Raw genomic sequence first — 24,595 nt, 5'->3', positions numbered from 1 at the left:
CACCACGGAGCGGGCTCGGACGAACGCTCCGGGTCCGACGGAGACTCGATTGCCCCCGTGAATCGCGTTCACCCTCCACCCGCGACCAGCGTCTCCACACCACTATCGGGGACATCCCGTCCCGCAATTCCTTCGCGACTCGACTCGACTCGGTAGCTGGGATTCGGGTCCGGCCTCGAAACGCCCGAGGGCGGCACCCCTCCCGGGATGCCGCCCTTCGATGCGTACGGTCGCGCGAGGACGCGTCCGTGTGTCAGAGCGAGCGGACCGGCATCCGCTCCTGCGGCGCGGCGTCCTGGTCCGACGGGCCCCAGCATTCCACCTCGCCGCGCAGGCCCGGGACCTTGTCCTTGCGGAAGACCGGGTCGAGGCCCTGGCGGCGCTGGGCCAGGTAGTCGTCGAGGAGGCGGAAGGCGACCGCGCTGAGGGGGATGATCGCGATCAGGTTGACCAGGGCCATCGCGCCCATCGTGACATCCGCGAGGCTCCAGACCAGCGGGACGGAGCCGATCGCGCCGAGAACGGCGCAGGCGACGACCATCGCACGGTACGTGCTCATCACGCTCTTGCTGCGGGTGATGAACTGGATGTTGGACTCGCCGTAGTAGTAGTTACCGATCATGGAGCTGAAGGCGACCATGAAGACCACCAGGGTCAGCAGGTGACCGGCCCAGTCGCCGAGCGCGCCGGTGAAGGCGGCCTGCGTGACGTCCGCGCCGCCGCGCTCACCGAGGGTCGGGTTGGCGGAGAGGATCACGAGGGCGGTCATGGTGCAGATGACCAAGGTGTCGAAGTAGACGCCGAGGGTCTGGACCAGGCCCTGCTTGACCGGGTGCGTGGTCTCCGCGGCCGCGGCGGCGTTCGGGGCGGAACCCATGCCCGCCTCGTTGGAGAACATGCCGCGCCGCACGCCCTGCAGGATCGCCGTACCCACGGCGCCGCCCGCGACCTCGCGGAAGCCGAAGGCGCCGCCGATGATGTCGGCGAGTATGCCAGGCACGTTGCCGAGGTTGAGGAGCACGATGACCAGGCCGGTCAGCAGGTAGAGCGCGGCCATCACCGGGATGATGACCTTGGTGACGGCGGTCAGGCGCTTCACGCCGAAGAACACCGCGAGCGCGAGCAGCGCGGCGAGCACGATGCCGAGGACGGGATTGAACCAGGAGGCGTCCGAGCCGAAGGAGCCCTTCGTGGCCACCGTGATCGTGTTGGACTGCACCGCGGTCAGCACGAACCCGAACGTGAGCGTGATCAGAACGGCGAAGACCACGCCGAGCCAGCGCATTCCGAGCGCCTTCTGCATGTAGTAGGCCGGGCCGCCTCGGTACGTACCGGGCTCGGTGTCGCGCACCTTGTACAGCTGGGCCAGGACCGACTCGACGAACGCCGAGGCACCGCCGACCAGGGCCATCACCCACATCCAGAAGACGGCTCCGGGGCCGCCCATGGTGATGGCGGTGGCCACACCGGCGATGTTGCCGGTGCCGATCCGTGCGGCGGCGGAGATGGTGAAGGCACCGAAGGGGCTGACGCCGGACTGCGGCTTGTCCCTGAAGACCCGGAACATTTCCGGGATCAGGCGGATCTGCACGCCCTTGGAGCGCAGCGTGAACCAGACGCCGGCGACGGCGACCAGCGGAATCAACAGGTATGTCCAGAAGACGTCGTTGAACTCGACGACCCAGGTTTCCAACGTGCCCATGCGGATGTTCCCGGTTCCTTGTGAGTCGGGGAATCGGCCCGGTCTCTGCGTGCGCGTACAGGTCGTGTACGGAGCGGAGGGTTGGGCCGGACAACGCGGAGCCGAATACTCCGCAAACGACAGGACTGTAGGCCGGGGTGGCCGCCTCTGCCTATGGCCCCCGAAAGTGGTCTATCTCACATAGGGCGATATGTGCGGGAATTCGCCAGGCCTTTATCAAGGGGGCACATCGGGACGTGAGCCGGATCCGCAACCCGTGAGCAGCGCCGGCCGGTCCGGGCTCGGCAGCCTCGCCAGGTCGGCAGGCGCCACGTCCTCCACTCCGGTCAGCGCCAGCACTGGAGGTGCCTCGTCGCCGGTCCGCGCACGGGCAGCACTCCCGGCGACGAGAAGAGCCACAGCGGCGAGTGTCGCGAATGCCCTTCCCCGCGTAGTTCCCTCTCCCTCTCGTCCATCTGGTCGGACTCATCCACCTGCCTCGCAAACACGGTCTTTGGTCCGCTTTCGGTCGTTATGTTGTCAGGCGAAGGCTCACCACACGGAACGCGTCAAAGCGCACGAAAGCACCCCAAGAAATGCACGAAAGCACCCCAAGAAATGAGAGACGTGATGAGACGTGGCGCTGTCGGTTGTCGACTAGCACTCGCCGTTGCCGTTGTCGTCGCCGCCGGTCAAGGAGCACTTCTGCCTGGGACGGCCACAGCGTACGAGCATGCGTCGTGCCGGACTTCCGTGCCGTACCGATCGGGCGATTCGGACTACCGCACCTTTCGTATCCCGGCAGCGCTCCAGGTGCCGGACGGTCCGCTGCTGGCCTTCGCCGAAGGCCGACGGCACTCCGCCGCCGACGACGGCGACATCGACCTGGTCCTGCGACGCTCCTTCGACGGCGGATGCACCTGGCAGCCACTCCAGACGGTGGCCGACGCCGGAGGAGACACCGTGGGCAACCCCGTGCCGGTGATCGACCCCGGCAGCGGAGACGTCGTCCTGCTGACGTGCCGGACCATCGGCGGAGCCACCCAACGGGAGGTGAGGTCCGGCACGGCGGCGGCCTCGGCACGCCGCGTGTACGTCCAGCGCAGTACCGACAACGGCAGAACGTGGTCACCGCAGCGGGACATCACAAGTTCGGTCAAACCCGCGCACTGGCGCTGGTACGCCGTCGGGCCGGGCCATGCGGTAGCCCTGCGGCACGGCCCGGACCGAGGCCGGCTCCTGGTCCCGGCCAATCACAGCTCACGCACCACGGGCCGCAGCGGAGCACACTCGCTCCTCAGCGACGACGGTGGCCATACCTGGCGGATCGGCTACGTGAGCGGCTCGGTGAACGGCCCGCTCGCGCTCAACGAGAGCACCCTGGCCGAACTGCCCGACGGCACGGTCTACATCAACGCCCGTGACCACGACCCGACGGCCGACGGTAATCGCGCGGACGCCTACAGCGCCGACGGCGGCGAAACGCTCTCCGTCCCCTTCCAACCGCAGCCCCTGCTGGCAGGACCGATCGTCCAAGGAAGCGTGCTGCAAGTCGCCACACCGGCCTGGCGGGGCCCGTTGCTGTACTCCGGACCTTCCGCCCCGAAACGGAGACAGGCCATGCAGGTACGGGCCAGTAGCGACGGTGGCCGGTCATGGCGACCGGTGTGGACAGCGTCAAAAGACCCGGCCGGCTACTCGGACCTGGTACAAACGGGCGTCATCACGGCGGGACTTCTCTACGAGACGGGCCCACGGGGCTCCCACGACACCATCCGCTTCACACGGCTTCCGCTGTCCCGCACCCTCACATGAAAAACCCCCGCGAGGTGCCGGAGGGCCCGAATCCCGGACAACGATGCTGCGGCTGTGCTTGTGACCAGACTTCCCGGGCCCGCTCCGCGTTCACCCTCCGCAGCGCGTCGAACCATGGCAGCACCTCACCCACGTCCGTCAACTTCTCGCCGGGACACACACCAGACGGTGCAGAATGCGGCACACCTGCCCCGGTTCGGTCCTGGCGAAGGCGGAGGAGCATGCGCCGTTGCCAGGTACCGGCTGCCCGGGGTGCGTTCTCGACCGGGTGAACCCCGGGCCCGCCGGTAACCGGTGGTGGGGCGGCCGCGTTCCTGCTGGCATGGAACTCACCGACGATGCGCTGGGCACCCACCTGCCCGAGCCGGGCCTTGCCGTACTCACCGTCCACGCCCTCGACGAGGACACCCTCCTCGAAGTGTGCCGTGTCCTGGGGGAGCGGTGGGCGGCCACCACCACGGTGCGGGCCCGCGTCCCGGGCCAACATGGGGTCCAGGCCCGGGTGTACGTCGACATCCGGCAGCCGCCCCCGGGGCAGGACGGGCGTATGACGTGACCGGGAGGGTACCGCTCGCTTCCGGTCCCGGCCGCTGTCGCCCGGACCGTCACGTCGGGAGCGCGCGCCGTCTGCCAGCGACTCCCTGCCTATGGACAGCGCGCGTTCGTACGAAGGCAGCACTCAGGGTGGCCAGCCATCGTTGCAGTGGGCGTCGAGGTAGACGGCACCGAGGCCAGAACGCAGCACGTGAAGCGCTTCACGGTGAACGGTGCGACATCCACAGCTCAGTGCACCCACGAGTACATGTTCGCGGCCCACGCCGCCACGCTGGTTGGCCGCACCTATGACACTCGGACACGCAGCGCCGCGTCCTCAGAGAACGACTGTGCGCGGCGTGATTGTGGTCAGACACGGTCTTTAATCGTCGATCGTCACCCCGTACTTGGCGATTCTCCGCTCCTTGGGCGGTTCCGGTTCACCGACGAAGCGCCACTGCTGAAAGTCGCTTCGCTCGGTGGGGCGGAGGTATCTGTCGACGGGCTCACCGCACTCCAGCGCTTCCGCGGTGTGGTGCAGGAGTGAGGTGATCGACTGCCACATCGGGTGGGAGCTGACGGTGGCGGACCGGCCTTGCTTGTCGTGATCACGTACGCGTGGATCAGCGGGATCGCTGGCGTCCAGGTACAGCACGGGCCACCTTCCTGGTGCGGTTTTTCCGGGATCAACAGGACTGTGTCATCTGGTACCTCTACCTGCGCCCAAGGAATGTGGCGTTCGTGGTCTACTCCGACCTCGACTACGAGTCTGAGCACGAGGCGCGGCGCGACGGGGAGGAGACACAGACTGATCTTGAGGACGCGGAGGAGCAGAAGGCCGCGATCACGTGGTGTGCGCCGTCGTTCGAGGAGTTTGCCCATCGGTTCTGGATCGAGAACCGCCTCCGGCATGCGGTCGCCGCCAGTCGACTGCCACCGCTGGAGCCGCGGCTGCAGGACTACTTGAATCACTATGCGCCGCCCGGGGCTCCGATGTGACCGCGTAGGGAGCGGGAACCTGCGCGGATGCCGGAGCGTTTACGGCATCGGGCGCTCGCGTGTCCTCATGTGGATCAGCGTTGAGGTGCGGACCTTCACTGGCGCGGTCGAAGCCACATGCGTGCACCCCTCGATCTCTGTCCTGAGCGAACGGGCTACGAGCCAGAACCTCGCAAGGCTCTCCGGCATCTCGTCTTCCGCGGCGATCAACGACGGCACTTTCGCATCAGGCCACGGCCTGCCTCGCAACGTCCTGCTTCGAGCAGGCGGACCCGGAAATGGCATGATCGGCCGGCGCTCTACGCTGAGCGCCCCTTCCGTCTCCGAGGAGCCTCGTGCCACCGGCCTTCGTTCACCAGATCACCAAGTACGACCCCGCTGACCGCGACGAGCAGGGGCGCTACATCGGTGCCGAGGACACGATCAGCGATCACGGGCCTGTCGAAGCGGCCTACCTGGCGGCGGTCGCTGCCTTCGCGCAGGATGCGGGCATCGACCGGCTGGAGATCCGCGACCCTGCGGTCGCGGGCTACGTCCACTTCGGCGCAGAGCCCTCCGTTGCAGGGCACGGCCTCGACGGGCTCTTCCCACCCGACCTCACCGGCTACCACGACGGGGCCGAGGTCTCCCTCCCGGTCGCCCTGGAACTGATCCGCGTCATGCTCCGCGACCAGGGCGCCTGGTGCCGACTGGAGGCCGGAGACACCTTCACCGTGCACGTCGGGTGGGATCAGTACCTGTACGTGGGCAGCGAACAGCCCTGCCCGCACGCTGTGGCGCGCACCCGCGAACTCGGCCTCTTCCCGCGACCGCTGGCAGCCTCGCCCTACGCGGCCGAGTTCGACGAAGCGGAAGTGACAGAACCGGCCGACGAGAACTTCTGGATGCGCGTGCGCACCGAACTGGCCTCACGCCGAACACTGCTCCTTGAGGAAAGCTACGTCCGCAACGCCGCCCGCTGGCACCGCATCACACCCAAAAATCTGGACGCGGTGCGAGTCGGCCTGGGCCCGCGCGCACTTCTGAGCGTCTGGCCCGACCTGAACCCGGACGTCACCGCCGTCCTTGCCGCACTGCCCCAGGACGAATCTGCCGAGTTCGTCTGGGAGGCGCACGACGGCACGTTCAACCACGCGATCGTCGACGACACCCACTTCCGGCAGCTCACCGCCCAGATGACCGATGCCCGAGCCGCCCGAGTCCTGCCTCTCACCGAACACCGCCCGCTGCTCTGTGCTGTCCTGCCGGACAGTGACGCGTGCTCCGCGCCCGATGGTGACCGGTAGTCACTCTGGGGTGCCGGCATCGCAGGGGCTCGTATCCGACGCGGCCCGCGCGGTGCTAGAAACCGCACGAACCCGCAGGGCGTGAGTGGCCCGTGGCCGGCTTCACTGTCAGTGACCCCGCGCATGTTCTGCGCATGGTTGATCAGCAGTGGAATGGTGTCCGTCAGCGCGTGACCGCGCTGGGTTCCCAGCGTTCCGGATGTCGTGGGATGAAACAGGAGCAGCCAGACCAGGACGTCTGTGCTCGGAAATCTCAGAGCTCGTAGGGTTCCGGGCATGGTGACTGCGACTGTTCGCTGGTGGAGCGAGGAAGAGGGATGGGGTGTGCTCGACTCGCCGGAGACTCCCGGCGGCTGCTTCGGCCATTACTCCAACATTCAGATGGCTGGCTTCCGTGCATTGTTCCCCGGGCAGCAGGTGAACCTTGCGTGGGAAGCTCCCGGCTTCAAGCAAGACGGTTACGACTACCGTGCGGTGAGCATCGTGCCTTTGCCTGCCTGAGTGCCTGACGCCGCCACCGTGAGAGGGGGCAGCTCAACCCGCGGGGTTTCCAAGCCGACGACCGCCCCGCTACACGGTCACCTGAGCAGGGAGGACGCATCGCTCAGGTTCCACGCAGAATTGGATCGACCACACCCGAACTTCGAGCTCCCCGGCAGCATCAGGTTCTCACCTTCCGTGGAGACCCGGCTCGGGACTGGTGGATCTGCATCGACCTGGCCCCGGTGTATCCGAATAGCGCCTTTGAAGGGCTTGATCTCCACCCAGGTTGAGGTTCTACGTTCCTGGCATGAACTCACTCTGCACCGCTGCTGAACGCGCCTATCTGCTCGGGCGGGGACTCGGCCGGCTGGCTACCGCGGCCCCGGACGGGACGCTGGCCCTGCGCCCGGTCGGCTTCCGGCTCAACGAGGGCGGGACCGTCGACATCGGCGGCCCCGACAACGCGAAGAGCCGGAAGTACCGTAACGCCGAAGCCCATCCGCAGGTCGCCTTCGTCGTCGACGACATGACCCCGCAGGACGAACCCGCCGCCGCCCCCGGATGGGGGCGCGGCGTGAAGATCCGCGGCCGCGCCGAGCTGATCATGGTCGAAGTGCCGTCCGTGGCACCGGACTGCTTCAGCAACGACGTGGTCCGCATCCACCCGGAACGCATCATCCGCTGGCACCTCGAAGGCAGGGGAGGCCACGCCCGCGACGTCTAGAGTTCGTCCAGCGGAATCATTTCGTACGGGGGTTGTCCGCCGGCACGGTTGCTGATACCGCGTGCGCTGTCGCGGACCGGCCACCGGCTGGCCCCTGGGCCGGGGCGGGGCCCTCGACGCGCTCGACGCCCCCACCATGACGAAGCACCAGCGGATGACGGCTGCGGGTCCTGGTTCCAAAGTCACCTCCGAGGCAGGTCCATCGGCCGAGGCCCGCCGAGTCCATAAAGGTGATCATGCAAGCTGTTCGGCCGAGCTGAGGAGAGACCATGCGGGTGGAGCAGGTGGACTGGGTCGAGATACCGGCCGGGTTGCTGCGTCGGGGTACGCCGATCGATGAGGTGGCAGAGGTGGCGCTCCGCTATGCCGATACCGGGGTGCCGGTGGAGTGGTACAGGAAGGAGGCCCCGCGCGCGGAGATCCGCGTCCCGGCATTTCGGATCGCCCGCACCCAGGTCACGGTCGGTCAGTGGACGCTCTTCGCGGCGGCCACCGGCAGACCGACTCCGCAGACATCGGCGAACCACCCGATCGTCGGGGTCACCTGGGACGCGGCGATGGCCTACTGCCAGTGGCTCGGGGAACAGCTCGACGACCCGGGGGTGAGGCTGCCCACGGAGGGCGAGTGGGAGCGCGCCGCCCGGGGCGATGACGGCCGGGAGTTCCCCTGGGGCGCGCAGTACCGCACCGGCCTGGCCAATCTGGTAGACCTCGGTATCGGCACCACGATGCCGGTCGGCTCGTTCCCGGCAGGCGCCAGCCCGTTCGGTGTGCTGGACATGGCAGGAAACGCCGACGAGTGGACCTCCACCCTCTATGCCCCCTACCCGGGCGCTCCCCACGAGGTACCGAGCACCGAGGACTGGGCATTCGATCCGCACGTCACCCGAGGGGGCGCGTTCTGCCACGACCGAGACCTGGCCCGGTGTGCCCGTCGACACGGCGCCTATGAAAGGGACTTGGCAGCGATCGGCGTGGGACTCCGGCTGGCAGCACCAGCGGAGTAGAGCGGGATGAAGACACCCGATACCCCACGAGGTGCGGCATGTCCTCAAGCCAGTGCGCTTTCGTCTGAACCGACCTGCGCACCTTTCGATGTACGCCGACAGCGGGGCGTGCACTCCGGCGTGCGAGGAATCCCGCCGGACCGCCCCCTACGCCCTTGCGGGGCTGGTCCCGACCGGCGAGTCTGAACGACGGCTCCAGGCGTAGAACTGACCTCGCGGCGCGCCGCGCCGCGCAGGATCCCGTTCGGTTTCAAACAGAGGCGGCGTCATGCGACGTGTCCGCACCATCGTCCGGATTGTGGCCCTCACGACTGTCGTGGCCGGAGGGCTGGCCGCCACCACCACCGCGGCGCACGCCGCCACCATACCTGTGGCGTGCAGCGAGAATGCCCTCGTCGCGGCGGTCAACCTCGCCAACTCCACCAGCGCCCCCGACACTCTCGTCCTCGCATCGGGCTGCACCTACGCGATGACCTCGCCGCACGGTGGGTTGGCCAACGCACTGCCGGTCATCACCTCCCGCATCGAGATGCTCGGCCCCGCGACCGTCACCCGTTCCTCACTGCTGCCCTTCCGTATCGCCGAGGTCAGCAGCAAGGGCTCCCTGACCCTCACGACGGGCGTCGCGTTCACGGGCGGCAGCGTCGTCGGCAACGGGGGCGGCATCCTGAACTCCGGCGCAGTCACCCTCACCGTCAGCAGCCTGACCGGCAACACCGCGACACTGAACGGAGGCGGCCTGGCCAACGCCGACACCCCCAACGGGACCGCTCCCGCCGCGACGTTCACGCGCAGCCAGGTCTCGGACAACACCGCCCTGCTGCAGGGAGGCGGCATCTACAACGGCGTCAGGGGCACCCTGACGACCACCGGTGTGACGGGCAGCCCCCTGTTCGTCATCGGCAACGTGGCCGGGACGCAGGGTGGTGGCATCGCGGCGAACAACTCCACCGCGACCACCCTCACCGACACCGCCGTGACCTCCAACAGTGCCGGGCTCACCGCGGGCGGCGTCCACCGTTCCGGCGGAACGATGACCACCACCAACACACCCATCACCGCCAACATCCCCAACAACTGCGTCGGCAGCGCCCCTGCAGTGCCCAACTGCACCGGCTGACCACCCACCACCCGCCTCCGCGCTGTGGAGGAGAAGAGTCCCGGCGGGGCACGGAGAAGGACCGGAGGCGCCCACGGCGCTTTCCGGTCCTTCGTTTTCCCTGTTTCCTCATCCTGGGGCGGTTCGGTCCCCGGAGGAGTGACCCGGAGGAGTGACCCGGAGGAACGGTCCGGAGTCCGGGCTCTGCGCTCAGTTGCTGCCGCTGTAGTTGTCCTCGACGCCCGCGGGCTGTCCTCCTGCGGTGGCCGGGGTGGCGGTTCGGTTCACGTGTTCGCGCTGACGGGGTGTGTGGCGTGCGGTCCCTGTTCGAAAGCCGGGGGCGCAGCGGCCTCCCGCCAGGGATCGGTGTGCTTCGGCTGGACCTTTAGGGTGAACACGAGGTCGGTGAAGGCCGCCGGGCCGGTCCCGTCGCTGCAGCTGAACCGGTAGGACGCGCCGGGGTTGAGGTCGACCAGCAGGCCGGCGTTCCCGGTCCACATGCGGCGTTCGCCGCGGGTGCCGCGCCAGCAGTTCCATACCCGCAGGGTGCAGGGAGCTGTGGGGTTGCGCAGGATGTCCAGATCGACTGTCGAGGGGGTCGTGCCGGCCCAGAGGCAGACGTCCGGGGTGTGTCGGCGGTTGACGAGGAGGTCACCGCTGGACAACTCCAGACACACCCCCTGCTCGGGGCGGTCCACGGCGGAGGTGAACCGGAGGGCCAGCCCGGCGACCGTCCACGGGATCGCGATCGCGAAGGCGAGGTGGACTGCTCTGCCGTCGATCTGCACTGCCTGGCCGTCCGCGTCACGGAACGCCTGGTCAATCTTCGCCGGTCGTGCTCGATTCTTCTGCACAGGAACCTCCCAAGGGGTCGCTTCTTTTCACGCGTGGGGACGGAACGCAGGAAAGCTGGACGGGGCCCCGGAGCCCCCCGGAGGTCACCCACATCGCGATCCCACCCGGAACAACACGGGTTGCTCTTCCCGCCGGCGCTGCCCGACTGCGAGGCGACCCGGCGGGTCGATCAGGCGATGTCCTCTTGACTCTGGCGCTGCACGGCGCGGGCCAGCTCACCCTGCATCCGCAGCGACAGCGGCCGGCCCTCGGACGTGGAGACCAGGGCGAGAGCCACCTCGCGGACCTTCAGCCCGCAGCGGCCGGCCATGTCCGACAGCAAGTCCTGGGCGCGGTCACGAGAACACGGCATGAGCGCCATCACCATCCCCTGGGCCCGCTCGGTCACCGCCCGCCCGCGCAGCGCCCTCCGCAGCCTCAGGTTCTCCGAGCGCAAACCCGCGATCTCATCAGCCGGAGCCGTGTCCTCGAAGACGACCGAAGTCGACGTCGACCACTGCTCCTCGTGCGTTGTGACCATACGTCGCATGAAAGCCTTCAACATCATCGCGCATGGAACCCGAGGGCTGGGGGTTGCTTACTCTGACCAATATAGCTGTGAACCTGACAAGAAAGGATCAATCCCCCGAACTTCTTGAAACGCTGCGCGAATGACCGGCCACCCTCGTCACCCACCCGCTCGCCCTCTTGCTTGGGCATCATCCCGTTCACCGCAGCGCACCGTGTGGCCGCTGGGGGACAGCGCCTCGACCCGGTCCTCGGCCAGGGCGAGAAGCAGAGCTGGCCACCGGTCCTGGCGCACCTCCCGGGGAGCCGGCGCACACCTGTGCCCCTCCGCACAGCCGCACCGGGGCGACTGGCCGGCCCTGTCCAACGAGCGCCCGCCAACGCCGGTCACCGACAACGGCCGGACGCCGGGCGGCTTCACCAGCGGTGCCGAGTTCAAGGGGCGGCGCGTCCACCGCTGTTCGGAAGGTCGGCGCAGACCCCTGCCGGAGTCCGGTATCCGGATACTCCGGCCAGCAAACGTCGGCCGGAGTATCCAAGATTCACGGACAACAACGTCGGCGGCAGGCCCGGGGTATGTCTGCCAGTGCGCAGGCTCGGGTCACGCCGCGGTGTCGTAGGTGTAATGCCTGGTGTGGTCCAGCATGTCGGCGGGCGTCACGTCGTTCCACGGACGCATGACGTCATTGAGGTCCACTACGTTGGGCGTCGTGGCGGCAGGCAGATACGTCGATCGCGGGTGCCGGGCCTGCCACTGGGCCCAGAGCCGGTCTATGAACGCATGATGCAGCCAGAAGACCGGGTCGTTGGGGGAGACGCCGGTGGCCATCTGGCCACCCACCCACGTGTGGACACGGTTGTGAAGGTTGACGCCGCGCCAGCCTTCCAGGTGATTGCGGAAACCGGCGGACGCGCTGTTCCAGGGCGCGGTGTCGTACGTGGGCATCGCGAGCACCGAGTCGACCTCCGCACGCGTGGGCAACTGCCGCCCGCCGGCTCCCAGAGCGCGGCGGAGGAAACCACGTCCGTCGACCCGTACGGACACCGGCCAGCTGCCGGCGGTCACCGCGAATGCGCCGTCGCTCACCTGTCCGTCCCTGCTTCGGCCCGTACCGCCGAGAAAGTCGGTGGCCCACAGTGAGGATGTGGGGGAGCGGTCGGCCGTCCAGTCCCAGTAGGGCAGAGCCACCTCCGGGTTCACTGCCTGGAGAGCCTGCTCGAACTCTATGAGGTACCGGCGGTGCCAGGGCAGGAAGGACGGGGAACGGTGGCCCACCCGGTCTCCGTTGTCGGTGTCGCTCATGATGAACGCGTTGTGAGTAGTGACGAATGTGTCGTAGCGCCCGCTGCGCTTGAGCTCGAGCAGCGCCTCGACAAAGTTGCGCTTCTCGGCGGGGCTGAGGTTCGCCTGATTCTTGCGTACGGTCATGGAAGTGCCTTCGGTTTTCAGGGCTGGACGGCGTTGCCGGACGGCGGTGAAGTCGGTGCAGTCAGAGCAGAGGGACGAGCTGCGCGCCCTGAAGTTCGACCACGGCGGCACGAGCCACGGCCCGCGGGCCGGCGAACGTCTCGTAGTGATTGACCACGCTGATCCACGTACCGTCGGCGTTCCGCATCACGTGCAGCTCCCGGCCATCGATGCGCACGGAGTAGCCGACGCCGTGGTGTCCTTCGTGCTGCGACGGCGCGCCCTGTATGCGGCGTCCTTTGAAGAACTCGTCGAACGGCTTCGGCTGCGTCGGGGTGTGCCCGTGACCTTCCGGGGAGTGGGCGCGGTTGTCGTGACCGGCGGACGGAGGACCGGGCGGCCCGTTCGGGCGCGCGAAGGCTGTCAGAGTGAGGCCGGCCAGAGCTGTGGCGGAGGCGCCGAGGGCGCTGCGTCGGCTCAGTTGAGACATGGGTGTTCCCCCTGGTTGATGCGAGTCGCTGTGAGTTGCTGCGCCCGAACCGTTGGTTCGCATACGGCGGCGCATCGACGACCCCTTGCCGAGGTGCAGCCGGCTGGTCAGGCCGTCCGGGCCCCGGCGGGCCGTCGGTGGATATGACTACAGCGTCATGCCCCAGGAAGCGAAGTCGCGGGGCGGCCGGGGATCGCTATACGGACAGGAGCCCACACGTAGTGTGATGTTGAACGAACTCGATCTTCCGGTGCAGCCGGTCGTGCCGAGGTTGTTCCATAGATTCCGTGGTCAACCTTGGTGTCACGCACAGGATTTGTCGTCGCGTGCCGATAATCGTGTCACTCGTCACGTCGAGAGGCTGTCCGGATTTGCAGGCGGCCTTGCATGGAAGCTGGGCTCGGACCGGCGTAGCCCTCCTCGCTGAACACGATGTGCGCGGCGAGCGCCGACACCGGGGCGAGCAGGATGACGACCGCGCGTCGACCGGGCTCGGCCCGCTTCTGGGCCCCTCCGGGCGGCCCGGATGTGGCTGAAGTCGATCACCGCCCTCGACCGGTGGAACTGCTTCGCCGCCCGCAGCTTTGCGAGCAGGAGTACGTGGAGCTGTTCCCGGACGAACGCCAACTGGACCGACTCACCCGCCATGGCGGCCGCCTCCGGAACCCTGCCGGGGCAGGGTTCCACTCACAGAGCGGAGTCCTGCGAGGGCGCCGGCGGGGTGCCGCCCCCACTTGGCCCGGACAGGTCCATCGGCAGCGCCCGCCGCTTGCCTGATGCGAGGGCGTCCAGACACACGTTGCACGTTGGCAATGCGGTACACCCACGTCCGCAGCGCCGAGCGCCCCTCGAAGCGGCCGCTGCTCCGCCACGCCCGCACCAGCGCCTCCTGCGCGGCGTCCTCGGCCTCGGCGTAAGACCCCCGACATCCGGTAGCAGTACCCGGTCAGCTCCCCCCCGGTACTCCTCAAGCCCCTCGGCCATTGCGCCGGGCGCCCTGGTATCCCCTGTGCCGCATCCCTTCAAAGAGACAGTCCCAGGCCGCTGACCTGGCGCCCCTCTGTAGGACGCAGCGCCTCTGGTCGAAGCGCGGGCCTCTTCCGCAGACCTGCTCGGGAAATTTGCACGCGCAGTTGGCCGGACGGGCCAACTATGGCGCGCAGCCACACGAAGCCGAGTGACGGGGCCGTGCCATGGTGGGTGGTCCCGGCCAGCACGTCGTGTGCCGGAGGATCCCGGTGGGGGTCCCCGCCCTGCGTCGCCGTCGACGCACCAACTGGCCGAACTCCCCGTCACCTCGCGCCTTTCGCCGTCGGTCCCGGTCCCGGCGACCCTGTCTTCCGCACCGGCCACAAGTGGCCGGTCCCTGACCTGGCGCGCTGACCAGGGAGAACGCGAGAGTGCAGAGCACGCCGCCGCTGAGGGCGACCGCTGCCTCATGGACAACGGCTCGCCCCAGCGGCTCAACCAAGGAAGGCGGATACACGGTGGAGACTCATTTTTCGGGGCCGAGCGGGCCCGGATCAGCCGGGCAGGACTTCCAGCGGGCCGTCGAGCCCAACGGCCGTTTTCGGACGGGGACGCTGTGACGCACGCGCCTCGCAACCCGTCTGACCGCCGCTCCGCCCCGGCACCGGTCTCCGCGCCGCGGCCGGCCGTCGCGACGGCCGCGGGAGTCTTTTCGGTGCTGCTCGGCGGGAGCATGGCCTGCTACGCCGCCTACACCGGAGTCAAGACGTTCGAGTCCGGCTTCGGCCCGATCATCGGGCTGGTGCTTCTGCTCTTCGGCCTGTCCATCGCGCGGAACGCCTTTCGCCTCCTGGCGGGCGACGGCGACGGAGCCGAGCGGCTGATCGTACAGTTCGGCATCATCGCCGGTCTCTCCGGTGTGGCAATAGGGTCGATGATCGCCCAGGCCGACTTCGGCTCGGAGACCGTTCGAGCCCAACTCATCGGTTTCGTGTGCGCGCTGGTTCTCTCAGCGGTAGCGATCACCCTGTGCTCCCGCCGGGGCACGAAGGCTTACGTCGACGGGTACCGCCCCTCCGGGCCCGGGACGCCTCCCAGGATCGGCTGACAGCAGGCGCGGTGGCTGCAAGCCTGGAAGTTTCTTCCGCCGTCGCGCTGACCAGGTCCGGTTCCACTGCACTGCCCCCAACGCCGATCCGGCCGCCTGCGCCGCGATCCGATCCACCGCAGCAACGCCTGCCCCGGATGCCCCTGCCGGCACCGGGAGCACCGGCCGGTCAGCGCACCGTACGAAAGGGAAGCACGGATGACTCACCCGCCCAGCCACCCGTCACCGGAGGGTTCTGGCGCTCCGCAGGTACCGTCTCAGGGAGCTCCGCAGGGCGTGCCTTTGCTGCCGTCCGAGTCCAGTTACGGTCCCCCGCAGCCAGTCGGCCGGCCCGCACCGTTCGCCTCGCAGCCCAGCGTCAACGGCCAGCAGTACGTCGCGCCGATGCACGAGGTCCCCGGCCCGTACGGCGGTCGGCTCAACCCCCACGGCGGCCAACCCGCGCAGCGGCCCACGAGTGCTCCTACCCCGTCCGTCGGTGGCAGCGACGGTCGCGGCTTGTTCACGGGCAGGCGAGTTGCGCTCATCGGCGCGGTCCTTGCGGCCCTGTTGGTGATCAGCGGCGGCGTCTGGTTCGCGGTCGGCGGCGGCGACACGAACACGCCGGAGGCGAAGCCGAGCCAGAACGCCGAGCCCTCCGGGTCCGCCTCTGCCGGCCAGGGCCCGGGCGGAGCTGCCAGCGGCGCCCGGAACGAGAACCTCAACGCAGGGCGCAAACCGGGCGAGGCCAAGGTCAACTGGTTGCTCAGGAACGACGTCGACCTGCCCGGCAGGGGTGCAGACGTGTACGGGCCGTGGGTCGTCGGAGACATCGTCGTCGTGGGCGTCTACAAGACGGTCTCCGCCTACTCGACGGCCGACGGCACACGCAAGTGGGCCTTGACCTTGCCCACCGGGCTCTGTGCCGCACCCGTCGCGCCCGCCGACAACGGCACGATCGTCATCGGTGTCAACGACAAGCCCGGCGAGCGCGAGAAGTGCACCGGACTCCAGCAGATCGACCTGCGGAACGGCCAGGCGGGCTGGGAGAGGCCGATCCCGAAGGATTCGAACCAGCCGCTGCCCTCCGACATCACGCTCACCATCAGCGGCTCCACGGTGGTCGCGGCTGGTGGGCGCCAGTCGTTCGCCTTCTCGCTCGCCGACGGAAAGCAGCTGTGGGGCTCGCGCCCGCCGGGCACCTGTCAACCGGACGCCTTCGCGGGAGGCCGGAGGCTGATCGCCGCCGCCGGGTGCAGCACGAGTGACCCCAACCAGGTGCAGGAGGAGCTGAGCGAGGTCGACCCGGTCACCGGCAGGGTCAAGTGGGCCTACCGGCTCGACCTCCACTGGAGAGTCGAGAAGGTCTACTCGGTCAGCCCGCTTGTCTTCTCGGCATTCCGGCACGATGACAGCAATGTCAAGAAACGGGCTGTCCTGGCGCTGACCGACGCGGGGAAACTCCGCTCCCGGATCCAGGTCGGCGACGACACGTACGAGCCCATGTGCACTGGTTCGTTCGCGGCCAAGGCCGACGGCGTGGAGGACTGCACGGGTGTCGCCGCCGACACGAACACCCTGTACATGGCGACCGACACCAGCGCCAGCCGCACCGCGAACGCGGTGGTGGCCTTCGACCTGGACACCGGCAGGCCCAAGTGGCGTGCTGCGGCCCCCACCGGTCGCACCATGACCCCGCTGCACCTGGGAGACGGCGGCAACGTCCTGTTGTACGTGGCAGCTTCCACTGACAGGGGCGGCGCGGTCGCCACCCTCGCTCCGACGGGCGGCACGCCGAAGGTGCTGCTCCAGCATCCGGCGTCGACGGCGCAGATCGAGAGCACCTTCTGGAAGGCGCGCTTCGTGTACGCGCACGGTGTTTTCTACCTTGCGAACAGCTTCGTCGCCTCCGCGATCACGGACGCCGAAGAGAAGACGAAGAAGATCGTGATGGCGTTCGGCAAGTGAGAGGCTCATCCACATGGCGCAGCAACCCCCGCCCGGCGGTTTCGGCGCTCCGCTCCCGCCACAGCAGCAAGGGCCGGGATACGGATATCCGCAGTGGCCCCCGTCCCTTCAGCCGCAGGCGCACACGCCGCCGCCGGGCCCCGGCGACCGCAGGAAGCCGACCACGCGCATGCGGATCGTCATCGCTGCGGCTGTTGCCACGGTGCTGATCGTCGGTGGTGGAGTCTGGTACGCGAACGGTGACGGCGAGCGGAGGAACGACGTCAGGGGTTCGGCCGGGACAGACGGCAAGTCCGGGAGGGAGGCCGCGGACGGCCCGGGCGGGGAAAGAGTCCCCACGGACACCCGGTCCGAGGTGGCGTTCGCATTGCCTGTCCCCGTCGTCACCACCGATGTGAAAGTCGCCGGTTCCTGGCTGACCGACACGGTGTACGTCAAGCCGGGCGTTGCGTCGATCAGCGGGTACGACATCGCCGATGGCACTCGACTGTGGACGATCGCGCTGCCCGGCCAGCTCTGCGCGGCCTCGCACCACACATCGAAGGACAACAGAACCGCGATCGCCTTCGAAGCCACCAAGCCCAGGACGACGAAGGACACCGTGCCCTGCACCGAGGTCGGCGCGATCGATCTCACCAAGGGCAAACTGCTGTGGAGCCGGTCCGTCAGCGGCGGCACGGCGGCCGATGACCAGAAGGTCCGGTTCGACGAAGTCACCCTGAGCGGGAACACGGTCGCCGCCTCCGGCGACAAAGGCGGCGCCGCCTGGGGCCTGACCGACGGCAGAGAACTGTGGAAGCCCCAGCTCAACGCCGAGAAGTGCGCCGACGTGGGATACGGGGGCGGCGAGACGCTTGCGGCGGTCCGCAGGTGTGGTCCGTACGAAAGCCTGTACTGGGAGGTCCAGAACATCAACACCGCCACGCGCGAGCCGATTTCGACGTTCAGGATGCCAACGGGCTTTGCCTACCCGTCGATCGTCTCCACGCGACCGCTGGTCGTCACCGCCAAACTCTTCAGCGCCTCGGGCGACGTCTCGGACAGCCGCGACTTCTTCTCGATCGACGAGAAGACCGGCAAACTCAAGACCATCATCCCCGCGCCGCGGGACCGGTACGTGGTGGACTGCACCTTCGACGAAGTGGAAGGCTGCCGCGGCGTGGTGGTCGGCAACGACAGGATCTACTTCCCCACCGAGGAGCACCAGGTCGGCACAGAGGAGTTCGTCCGAACCAATGAGATTGTCTCGTTCGACCTCACCACGGGAAAACCGACATCCGACAAGGCCGACGCGGGCGTCCGGCACGCGATGTACCCGCTGCGTATGGACGGCGGCAACCTCATCGCTTACAGAGAACCGGTCTTCGGTGAGGGCAGCAAGCAGATCGTCAGCATCGGCGGGGACAGCTTCACGCCAGTGACCCTGCTGGCGAGCCACGTCCGGGGAAGCACGCACGACACGGAGTGTGCGTTCTCCTACGGCGCGGAAATTCTCTATACCCATGGCCGGATGTTCATGTCTGATGGGATGATCGGCAAGCCTCGGAAGACCTCGACCGGCGAGCGGACGTGTCTGGCTCTGGCCTACACGACGGTCTGAGGCGGTCGTGGCCAAGTGTTGCGGGCGGCCTTGGTGCCGAGCCGGTGGCGGAGGCGGCGGGCTTGGACGAGCAGAAGCGTGCGGTCGGGGAAGAGGGGCAGGCCGGCCCGCCCCCGTGCTTCGCCGGGACGGGGTAATCCGGAGATTCCGGTAGTGCTGGACGCCGGCTACGACGCACCCCGCATCGCCCCCTAGCTGGACGGTCTACCGGCCCAGAGCTGGACGGTCTACCGGCCCAGATCCTCGGCCTGTCATGACGTGGGCAGAGTCCTTGTAACCGGCGAGGCTTTCAGCCGCCCCGCCCATCACAAGGTAGGCGCCAAGCCACGGCGGACATCCCAGGAGCGACCACAGCCGACGCCGTGAGTACGGGTACTCATGCGCGAGTTGTAAGCGCCACCTACCTTCGCGAGATGCCCACGAATACAACACCGCCGTCATCCGCTTCTCGCAGGAGTGGCAGGGGTTGCTGCCTGGTGTTCGTTGCCCTGCCTCTCATCTGGTTCATCTCCACCCCCTTCCTGCCGGAGGAGGTGTTCTGGTTCCCGTTCTGGTTGGGGGCCGTGATCTGGAACGGAGCGGACGGTCAAGGCGGCATCAGCCACTTGCTCGGCTAACAGCAGGTAGCGCGATCCGGCGCGACTCTGAACCACGAACTCGCCCTGCTCGTCGTCGCCGCCTCGGATGTTCACTGCGAAGTGCAAGGCAGCGGCCGATGCCACATCCGAGGCTGTCGGCCTGGCCTTGCGCGAGATCAATGGGCGCCAGGGATTCGCGACGCTCGATTCCGTCGCCCGGAAGCTTCAGGACGCAGTCCGCACCTACGGAACCTTGGGATGTGCCACGGGCCCGACGGCAGCGGACTCGGGCATGGCATGCCTGGAGCCGGCTGCTGTCATCGCGCAGGGGTTTCCGGACTTGCGGAGCCGGGCCAATCTGGGGCTGGCGGGCAAGTGGCCCCGGCAGAGACGCTGGGAACCGTTGGCTGTGGACTGTGAGCGTCGGCCGCGCGCGACGAGGCGAGAGCATGCGGCTTGCGTGAGCTGGAGTGTTTCGGGCGGGCGGTCCGGGCTCTTCCCTCCTGGCCGCCGACACCATCCTCGCGGCCCGGTCGCAGCTGACCGGCGCGGAGACGATGCACCAAGTGAACGAAACGCTCCGCTCGATGACCGGCAACCTCCCCTACGCCCACTTCACCGGGCCCCGGCGTCGCCTTCGAGCTCACGCGCTGCAGACGGCGACCTCACCAGCCGCTTGCGTGGCAACGACGGCCCCACCACCGACTGGCCCGGCCAAGGTGAAGTCATCCTCCACCTCCCGGCCTGTGACGTCGGGACCTTCGCCCAGGACGGAATCGTCGGGGAACTCGGCTCCCGTCACTGCCGACTCGTCCTCGGCTCCTGGTCATGGGCCGGACTCGCCGCCGCCATCGGCCGCTTCGACACCGATATCGATGTCATTGGATCACCCCAACGGGCCACCGTATTCGGGAACCTCGCGGTCCGCTACGCCCGCGCCGCCCTCACCACAGGACCGGGGCCGGCCCGGCGCGGTGAGAACAGAAGCACCACGACGGACGGGCCCTGTCCGTGCGGACGATCAGAGCGGGCTCGGTCTCCGGGGGATCGGAGAGCTCGGGCGACTGCCGGGAGACGCCCAGCTGGAGGGCGATCTGCTGCCACGCCTCGCTGTGGTGCCGGGCCACAGGTCACGGCCGTGGTGATCTTCCACCTGGACGTCACGCGGCGCGTTCGGGGCGGCCGGAGGGCGCTGTCGGTCGGGCGGACTGTCGGTCGGGCTGAGATCTGGCTCACCAGGTCGTCCCTCGCGTCGCGCGACGCGCACCAGCCAGTACCACGTGCACCAGCCAGTACTGCGCTATCCCGCGCTGCGCGGCGAGAGTTGCTGTGTGATCCGGTCGAACAGCTCCGTCAGCGGCTCGCCGACGTCCCGGCCGAACCCGGTCAGTCCGTAGGTGACCTGAGGTGGCGTCGTCGGCTCGACCTCCCGCCAGACCAGGCCGTCCTGGACCAGCGCGCGCAAGGTCTGGGCGAGCATCTTCTCGCTGATGCCCTGGATGCTCTCGCGCAACTCGAAGAACCGCAGGTCGTTGTTCCGCAGCGAAATCAGCACCCAGACGCCCCACCTGCTGGTCACGTGGTCGACCACCTCGCGCGCGGGGCAGCCGGTGTGAAACACGTCATACCGCTTGTCCGTCCCGGCCTGCCTGTGCTGCACACTTTCCATCACCGCATGAGCTTACCTGAAGGTATGTCCTTACCAAAAGTAAGCCCGGCTCCTAGCGTGACGGCCACAGAGGACATCCGACAAGGAGCTGATCATGATCGTAGTAACCGGGGCCACCGGAAATATCGGCCGACCGTTGACGCAAGCGCTGGCCGAGGCGGGCCGGCAAGTGACGGCCGTGTCACGCCATACGGCGGCGGTGCCGGACGGCGTCCGCCACGTGGTGGGCGACCTGGCCGAACCGGCCAGTCTCAAGCCCGTACTGACCGGCGCGAAAGCGCTGTTCCTGCTCCTGTCCGGCGAGCTGCACGCCACTGGAGCCAACCCTGCCGACATCATCAGCGAAGCTGCGACCGCCGGGGTCCGCCGCGTCGTCCTGCTCTCCACGCTGGGCGTGGTGACCAGGCCCAGCGGCCGAACGCGGATCGCGATGCGCGCACTGGAGGACATGCTGCGGGAGTCCGGCCTGGAGTGGGCCATCCTGCGGCCGGGCGGCTTCGCCTCCAACGCCCTGTGGTGGGCCGAGTCCGTCCGTGCGCAACAGGTCGTCGCCGCGCCCTTCGGCGACGTCGGGGTGCCGATCATCGATCCGGCGGACATCGCCGCTGTCGCGGCAGCCTGCCTGCTGGATGACCGGCACGTCGGCAGCGTCCACGAGCTGACCGGTCCGGAGGTGATCACTCCGCGCCAGCAGACAAAGGCCATCGCCGCCGCGCTGGGCTCGCCGGTGAGGTTCCACGAACTCACCCGCGAAGAGGCCAAGACCGCCATGACCCAGAGCATGCCGGCGGAGCTTGCCGACGACACCCTGGACATCCTCGGCTCCCCGAGCCCGGCCGAGCTGCGCGTCAGCCCGGACGTACAGCAGGTCCTCGGCCGCGCCCCGCGTCCTTTCGCCGACTGGGCCGCCCGCAATGTCGCCGCGTTCCGGTGACACGGGACAGCGCCGCCAGGACTGCTCTCGTGCTCGGCGATCCACTGCTGACAGTCGATGAACCTGACTCGAAGTAGACGCTGACATGACCCCCGGTCGGACCGGACCCGACGCTGCAGCCGCGGCAAATCGGCGTGCAGACCACCCCGTTGGCCCTACCGCCTGGACCAGGTCAGGCATCGAGCCGCGCACATCCGCCCAGTACACGGCGTCGCATTTTCTGGTGCCGGACACGGCGTCGCATTTTTTGGTGCCGGTTCCGCCAAAGCGACGGCCACGGGATTCGGACGCTCGTTCAGTGGGAACCCGGAACAACAGCCGTCCGACCGAGCAATGTTGCTCGGCACTGTCCACTGCAAGGGAGTACCAGAGCAATGGATTCACTCACGTTGATCACGGGTGAGGGGCAACAGGTGGGAAAGGGACAGGAGTTTGCTCCGCTGGCTGTTATGGCCCGAGCCGGCGGCGAACCGGCCGGAGGCCAGGTGGTGAGTTTCTACGTGGACGACCCCCAAGGAACCGGCACCGATTTCCAGGGCGGTTCTCCCGTCATGATCACCACGTCCTCGAACGGCACGGGCAGCACGGATGTTCCGCTCATCGCCGGTGCGTCCCCGGGCACCGTCCAGATCAAGGTCATCGCGGACGGAGCGCACACTGATTTCCCTCTGGAGGTCGTGTAGAGCGGTCAGCCAGGGCGCGGGTGAGCGACGGATTCACGGGCAGGCTCATCGATCGCGGGAAGGACCTCGCGTCCGCTCGGCCTCGTTGATGAGGTGGATTCGACGCGCCGAGGCCGAGGAACGCAAGGAGCCGGGCCGGCCGCCGCCGATGCGCGCGCGGGGGTGGCGGCCTGAACAGGCACCGACGCCGACTTGGCCGGTGACTCAGCGCAGGGAGGCGATGAGGTCGTTGCATGCCTGTTCGCAGCGGCGGCAGGCTTCGGCGCATACGCGGCAGTGGTTGTGCTGCTCTGCGTGGCGCCCGCACTCGTCGGCACAAGCTTTGCAGACGGTCGCGCACGCCTGGAGGGCCGCGCGGGTGACGTTGGCGTCATATCCGGTGTGGCGGGAGAGCACAGCGGCGGTGGCGGTGCAGAGGTCGGCGCAGTCGGCGTTGGTGCGGATGCACTTGGTCAGCTCGGCGACCATGTCCTCCGACAGGCAGGCGTCCGCGCAGGCGGTACATGCCTGTGCGCAGGCGAGGCATTCCTCGATACAGCGGACGAGCTTGTCGCAGTCGACGTTGTCCAGGTCGGCGGGATAGGTGTCCAGCATGGCCTTGGCAGCAGTGGTCATGATCGTCCTCCGGTGAGATGGATGCCCGTGGCGGGCGTTGGCCTCGCCTTGTAGGGGTAACACCGGGTGGGGCAGGAGAAACCTCGCCTGCGTTCGCGGGCCGCTGGCCGCTTGGCGTTTGCTCGTGGCCGGCCCGTGTCGTGGACCCGCGAGGGAACAGGTGTCGCGCCGGAGCGTGGCCCCGGTGGCCGACTGGACCGGCCACTCCCACGCAACTCCGGGCGCCGGGCGTCGCGGTTTTCGGGATATGGCCGGCGGGCCCGGGCCGCCCTGTCTGTGCGGGGTGTCCGGGCCTGGCGCGGCTGGCTTGCTGGGTCAGTGGTGGGCGTGGACGACGGCATGGCCCTTGCCTCGGCCGATCATCCACTTGTTGACCGGTGTGGTGATCAGGAATGCGACGGCGAACCCGCCCAAGAGCGCCGACCAGAACAGTCCGTCGGACAGGTGGGCGTCCATCGCACCGGGGGTGAGGGCGATGATGCCGTTGTCGACCAGTTCCATCACGGCGATGGAGACGGTGTCGGCGGCCAGTGCCACCTTGACGGCGCTCTTGAAGCCCAGGCCGGCCCGGCGGACCGCGAACAGTGTGAACGAGTAGCCGAAGAGGAACGCGAGCGCGATCGCCAGGACCATGGTCTCGACGTTGCCCCACAGCAGCGCGGTGCCGATGACCATGCCCAGGATCTCGCCGATGGCACAGCCGGTCAGGCAGTGCAGCGTCGCCTTGGCAGCGGTCGGCCAGGACGCCCCACGAGCGTGTCCGCCGTGGTGGCCGGCGTGGGCGTGGTGCTCACCTGGGGCGGCCGGGTCGTGCGCGGCGCCGGTGTGGTGCGTGCTGGGATCCATGACCTTCATCCTCCTTTACAACCGGTCGACAAACGCTGTTCCTAGAGATGGTTGGGCGATTCAACAGGGGGCCGAGTTCGAAGAGCGGCAGATGGCGAAGTTCTCCCGACGGAAACCGACCGCCCTTGGCGAAGGCCGTCGACGGGCTACCGGGGACGGGGGCCGAGGGTTTGGCACGCTCACTGCGCCCTCTCTGGTGTCCGGTTGGCGGCCTTGCGGTAGAGGGCCAGGCCGGGGGCCGTGGTGATGGCGTGGACGATGGTGCTGGCGGCGACGACCAGCGTTCCGCCGGCCAGTACCACGGGGTTGGTTCCGAGCCGATGGGCTTCCATGGTCAGGTAGAACAGCGCCGAGACCCCGAGGGGACCGAACCAGCCCAGGAAGACCGTGTCCCGCCAGGTCAGGGAGAGCGGCCGTTTGAGGATGAGCAGGACCGGCAGCCGGCGCAGCAGCAGCACGCCGACGACCAGGAGCAGTGCCCGCCACCATCCCAGCTCGCCCCACTCGCGCCAGGGAAGCATCGCTCCCAGCGCGGTGAACAGCGGCAGGACCACAAGGCGGTTGACTGCCTCGTCGATCTTGTTCTCGTCGGCGCGCTCGCTCGCGGAACTGGTGGCGTTGAAGGCCAGGCCGCAGACGAAAACGGCCAGGATGCCGTCGACGTGCAGCAGCCCGGACACGCCGAGCACGAACAGGGCCAGCACGAGCGTGAAGATGAGCAAGGGGCCGGACTCGATGGCGTGGCGTTTCTCGGCGGC

26 protein-coding genes are annotated in these 24,595 nt (G+C 68.3%); 14 read left to right on the top strand and 12 right to left on the bottom strand.

The window, feature by feature from the left end:
* Positions 1–253: 253 nt before the first annotated feature.
* Complete coding sequence (locus tag HNQ79_RS24605) at positions 254–1,702, bottom strand: alanine/glycine:cation symporter family protein (RefSeq protein WP_185034648.1); 1,449 nt, start codon at positions 1,700–1,702, stop codon at positions 254–256.
* A gap of 732 nt (positions 1,703–2,434) precedes the next feature.
* Between HNQ79_RS24605 and HNQ79_RS24600 the strand changes: the two genes are divergently transcribed.
* Together HNQ79_RS24600 and HNQ79_RS24595 are read left to right on the top strand one after the other, a co-directional pair.
* Positions 2,435–3,496: a sialidase family protein gene (locus HNQ79_RS24600; protein WP_229923478.1), complete on the top strand. Its 1,062-nt coding sequence runs from the start codon at positions 2,435–2,437 to the stop codon at positions 3,494–3,496.
* Between the two features lie 322 nt (positions 3,497–3,818).
* Positions 3,819–4,052 carry a DUF6207 family protein gene (locus HNQ79_RS24595; RefSeq protein WP_185034645.1) on the top strand — a complete coding sequence of 78 codons (234 nt, stop codon included), beginning with the start codon at positions 3,819–3,821 and terminating at the stop codon, positions 4,050–4,052.
* A gap of 360 nt (positions 4,053–4,412) precedes the next feature.
* Here the strand turns inward: HNQ79_RS24595 and HNQ79_RS24590 are convergent, their stop codons facing one another.
* Positions 4,413–4,685, bottom strand: coding sequence for a hypothetical protein (locus HNQ79_RS24590; RefSeq protein WP_229923479.1), 273 nt, complete (start codon positions 4,683–4,685; stop codon positions 4,413–4,415).
* Positions 4,686–4,771: 86 nt separating this feature from the next.
* Between HNQ79_RS24590 and HNQ79_RS24585 the strand changes: the two genes are divergently transcribed.
* The 6 genes from HNQ79_RS24585 (at position 4,772) to HNQ79_RS24560 (ending at position 9,649) form a co-directional block, all read left to right on the top strand.
* A complete protein-coding gene (locus tag HNQ79_RS24585; RefSeq protein WP_229923480.1) occupies positions 4,772–5,029 on the top strand; it encodes a hypothetical protein in 258 nt (85 codons plus the stop codon).
* 335 nt (positions 5,030–5,364) lie between these two features.
* Positions 5,365–6,315 carry an RNA-binding protein gene (locus tag HNQ79_RS24580; RefSeq protein WP_229923481.1) on the top strand — a complete coding sequence of 317 codons (951 nt, stop codon included), beginning with the start codon at positions 5,365–5,367 and terminating at the stop codon, positions 6,313–6,315.
* A gap of 276 nt (positions 6,316–6,591) precedes the next feature.
* Positions 6,592–6,816 (top strand): cold-shock protein, encoded by a 225-nt coding sequence (locus tag HNQ79_RS24575; RefSeq protein WP_185034642.1) that lies wholly within the window; start codon positions 6,592–6,594, stop codon positions 6,814–6,816.
* Between the two features lie 289 nt (positions 6,817–7,105).
* On the top strand, positions 7,106–7,522 hold the full coding sequence (locus HNQ79_RS24570) for a PPOX class F420-dependent oxidoreductase (protein WP_185034640.1): 417 nt from the start codon (positions 7,106–7,108) through the stop codon (positions 7,520–7,522).
* A gap of 269 nt (positions 7,523–7,791) precedes the next feature.
* Complete coding sequence (locus HNQ79_RS24565; RefSeq protein ID WP_185034638.1) at positions 7,792–8,529, top strand: formylglycine-generating enzyme family protein; 738 nt, start codon at positions 7,792–7,794, stop codon at positions 8,527–8,529.
* 298 nt (positions 8,530–8,827) lie between these two features.
* Entirely contained in the window at positions 8,828–9,649 is an 822-nt protein-coding gene (locus tag HNQ79_RS24560; protein WP_185034637.1) for a hypothetical protein, read from the top strand.
* A gap of 263 nt (positions 9,650–9,912) precedes the next feature.
* Here HNQ79_RS24560 and HNQ79_RS24555 read toward each other — a convergent pair whose 3' ends face one another.
* From HNQ79_RS24555 to HNQ79_RS34805, 5 genes are all read right to left on the bottom strand, one after another.
* Positions 9,913–10,482 (bottom strand): hypothetical protein, encoded by a 570-nt coding sequence (locus tag HNQ79_RS24555; protein WP_185034635.1) that lies wholly within the window; start codon positions 10,480–10,482, stop codon positions 9,913–9,915.
* A gap of 170 nt (positions 10,483–10,652) precedes the next feature.
* Positions 10,653–11,003, bottom strand: a complete 351-nt coding sequence (locus HNQ79_RS24550) for an ANTAR domain-containing protein (RefSeq protein WP_185034633.1) — start codon at positions 11,001–11,003, stop codon at positions 10,653–10,655.
* 588 nt (positions 11,004–11,591) lie between these two features.
* Positions 11,592–12,419, bottom strand: a complete 828-nt coding sequence (gene melC2, locus HNQ79_RS24545; protein ID WP_185034632.1) for a tyrosinase MelC2 — start codon at positions 12,417–12,419, stop codon at positions 11,592–11,594.
* A 61-nt stretch (positions 12,420–12,480) separates the two neighbouring features.
* On the bottom strand, positions 12,481–12,888 hold the full coding sequence (gene melC1, locus HNQ79_RS24540; RefSeq protein ID WP_185034630.1) for an apotyrosinase chaperone MelC1: 408 nt from the start codon (positions 12,886–12,888) through the stop codon (positions 12,481–12,483).
* Positions 12,889–13,525: 637 nt separating this feature from the next.
* Positions 13,526–13,768, bottom strand: coding sequence for a hypothetical protein (locus tag HNQ79_RS34805; RefSeq protein WP_373312551.1), 243 nt, complete (start codon positions 13,766–13,768; stop codon positions 13,526–13,528).
* Between the two features lie 804 nt (positions 13,769–14,572).
* Here HNQ79_RS34805 and HNQ79_RS24530 point away from each other — a divergent pair.
* The 4 genes from HNQ79_RS24530 to HNQ79_RS24515 all read left to right on the top strand — a co-directional run bounded on the left by HNQ79_RS24530 (position 14,573) and on the right by HNQ79_RS24515 (position 19,129).
* Positions 14,573–14,965 (top strand): hypothetical protein, encoded by a 393-nt coding sequence (locus HNQ79_RS24530; RefSeq protein WP_185034628.1) that lies wholly within the window; start codon positions 14,573–14,575, stop codon positions 14,963–14,965.
* A gap of 276 nt (positions 14,966–15,241) precedes the next feature.
* Positions 15,242–16,912 (top strand): outer membrane protein assembly factor BamB family protein, encoded by a 1,671-nt coding sequence (locus HNQ79_RS24525; RefSeq protein ID WP_229923482.1) that lies wholly within the window; start codon positions 15,242–15,244, stop codon positions 16,910–16,912.
* Positions 16,913–17,081: 169 nt separating this feature from the next.
* Entirely contained in the window at positions 17,082–18,512 is a 1,431-nt protein-coding gene (locus HNQ79_RS24520) for an outer membrane protein assembly factor BamB family protein (RefSeq protein WP_185034624.1), read from the top strand.
* Between the two features lie 476 nt (positions 18,513–18,988).
* Entirely contained in the window at positions 18,989–19,129 is a 141-nt protein-coding gene (locus tag HNQ79_RS24515) for a hypothetical protein (protein ID WP_010070428.1), read from the top strand.
* A 905-nt stretch (positions 19,130–20,034) separates the two neighbouring features.
* Here the strand turns inward: HNQ79_RS24515 and HNQ79_RS24510 are convergent.
* Together HNQ79_RS24510 and HNQ79_RS24505 are read right to left on the bottom strand one after the other, a co-directional pair.
* Positions 20,035–20,217, bottom strand: coding sequence for a hypothetical protein (locus HNQ79_RS24510; RefSeq protein WP_185034622.1), 183 nt, complete (start codon positions 20,215–20,217; stop codon positions 20,035–20,037).
* Positions 20,218–20,390: 173 nt separating this feature from the next.
* On the bottom strand, positions 20,391–20,759 hold the full coding sequence (locus tag HNQ79_RS24505) for a winged helix-turn-helix transcriptional regulator (protein ID WP_185035006.1): 369 nt from the start codon (positions 20,757–20,759) through the stop codon (positions 20,391–20,393).
* Positions 20,760–20,853: 94 nt separating this feature from the next.
* On the opposite strand from HNQ79_RS24505, the gene HNQ79_RS24500 reads away from it, so the two are divergent.
* Positions 20,854–21,693 (top strand): SDR family oxidoreductase, encoded by an 840-nt coding sequence (locus HNQ79_RS24500; protein ID WP_185034620.1) that lies wholly within the window; start codon positions 20,854–20,856, stop codon positions 21,691–21,693.
* A gap of 449 nt (positions 21,694–22,142) precedes the next feature.
* On the top strand, positions 22,143–22,376 hold the full coding sequence (locus HNQ79_RS24495; protein WP_185034618.1) for a hypothetical protein: 234 nt from the start codon (positions 22,143–22,145) through the stop codon (positions 22,374–22,376).
* A gap of 204 nt (positions 22,377–22,580) precedes the next feature.
* Here HNQ79_RS24495 and HNQ79_RS24490 read toward each other — a convergent pair whose 3' ends face one another.
* From HNQ79_RS24490 to HNQ79_RS24480, 3 genes are all read right to left on the bottom strand, one after another.
* Positions 22,581–22,991: a four-helix bundle copper-binding protein gene (locus HNQ79_RS24490; RefSeq protein ID WP_185034616.1), complete on the bottom strand. Its 411-nt coding sequence runs from the start codon at positions 22,989–22,991 to the stop codon at positions 22,581–22,583.
* A 315-nt stretch (positions 22,992–23,306) separates the two neighbouring features.
* Positions 23,307–23,837 carry a DUF4396 domain-containing protein gene (locus tag HNQ79_RS24485; RefSeq protein ID WP_229923483.1) on the bottom strand — a complete coding sequence of 177 codons (531 nt, stop codon included), beginning with the start codon at positions 23,835–23,837 and terminating at the stop codon, positions 23,307–23,309.
* 179 nt (positions 23,838–24,016) lie between these two features.
* The coding region (locus HNQ79_RS24480) for a cation:proton antiporter domain-containing protein (RefSeq protein WP_185034612.1) at positions 24,017–24,595 on the bottom strand (579 nt) is incomplete at its 5' end.

This window comes from Streptomyces candidus, assembly GCF_014207445.1.
GTDB lineage: Bacteria > Actinomycetota > Actinomycetes > Streptomycetales > Streptomycetaceae > Streptomyces > Streptomyces candidus.
The sequence above is the reverse complement of the archived record's forward strand: the minus strand, read 5'-3'. Positions and strand labels throughout refer to the sequence as shown.

What these genes read in the sequence shown, in the direction of transcription:
- HNQ79_RS24605 (WP_185034648.1), bottom strand. Translation starts at nt 1,702, where the DNA reads ATGGGCACGTTGGAAACCTGGGTCGTCGAGTTCAACGACGTCTTCTGG.
- HNQ79_RS24595 (WP_185034645.1), top strand. Translation starts at nt 3,819, where the DNA reads ATGGAACTCACCGACGATGCGCTGGGCACCCACCTGCCCGAGCCGGGC.
- HNQ79_RS24575 (WP_185034642.1), top strand. Translation starts at nt 6,592, where the DNA reads ATGGTGACTGCGACTGTTCGCTGGTGGAGCGAGGAAGAGGGATGGGGT.
- HNQ79_RS24570 (WP_185034640.1), top strand. Translation starts at nt 7,106, where the DNA reads ATGAACTCACTCTGCACCGCTGCTGAACGCGCCTATCTGCTCGGGCGG.
- HNQ79_RS24565 (WP_185034638.1), top strand. Translation starts at nt 7,792, where the DNA reads ATGCGGGTGGAGCAGGTGGACTGGGTCGAGATACCGGCCGGGTTGCTG.
- HNQ79_RS24550 (WP_185034633.1), bottom strand. Translation starts at nt 11,003, where the DNA reads ATGGTCACAACGCACGAGGAGCAGTGGTCGACGTCGACTTCGGTCGTC.
- melC2 (WP_185034632.1), bottom strand. Translation starts at nt 12,419, where the DNA reads ATGACCGTACGCAAGAATCAGGCGAACCTCAGCCCCGCCGAGAAGCGC.
- melC1 (WP_185034630.1), bottom strand. Translation starts at nt 12,888, where the DNA reads ATGTCTCAACTGAGCCGACGCAGCGCCCTCGGCGCCTCCGCCACAGCT.
- HNQ79_RS24520 (WP_185034624.1), top strand. Translation starts at nt 17,082, where the DNA reads ATGCGGATCGTCATCGCTGCGGCTGTTGCCACGGTGCTGATCGTCGGT.
- HNQ79_RS24505 (WP_185035006.1), bottom strand. Translation starts at nt 20,759, where the DNA reads ATGGAAAGTGTGCAGCACAGGCAGGCCGGGACGGACAAGCGGTATGAC.
- HNQ79_RS24500 (WP_185034620.1), top strand. Translation starts at nt 20,854, where the DNA reads ATGATCGTAGTAACCGGGGCCACCGGAAATATCGGCCGACCGTTGACG.
- HNQ79_RS24495 (WP_185034618.1), top strand. Translation starts at nt 22,143, where the DNA reads ATGGCCCGAGCCGGCGGCGAACCGGCCGGAGGCCAGGTGGTGAGTTTC.
- HNQ79_RS24490 (WP_185034616.1), bottom strand. Translation starts at nt 22,991, where the DNA reads ATGACCACTGCTGCCAAGGCCATGCTGGACACCTATCCCGCCGACCTG.
- HNQ79_RS24485 (WP_229923483.1), bottom strand. Translation starts at nt 23,837, where the DNA reads ATGGATCCCAGCACGCACCACACCGGCGCCGCGCACGACCCGGCCGCC.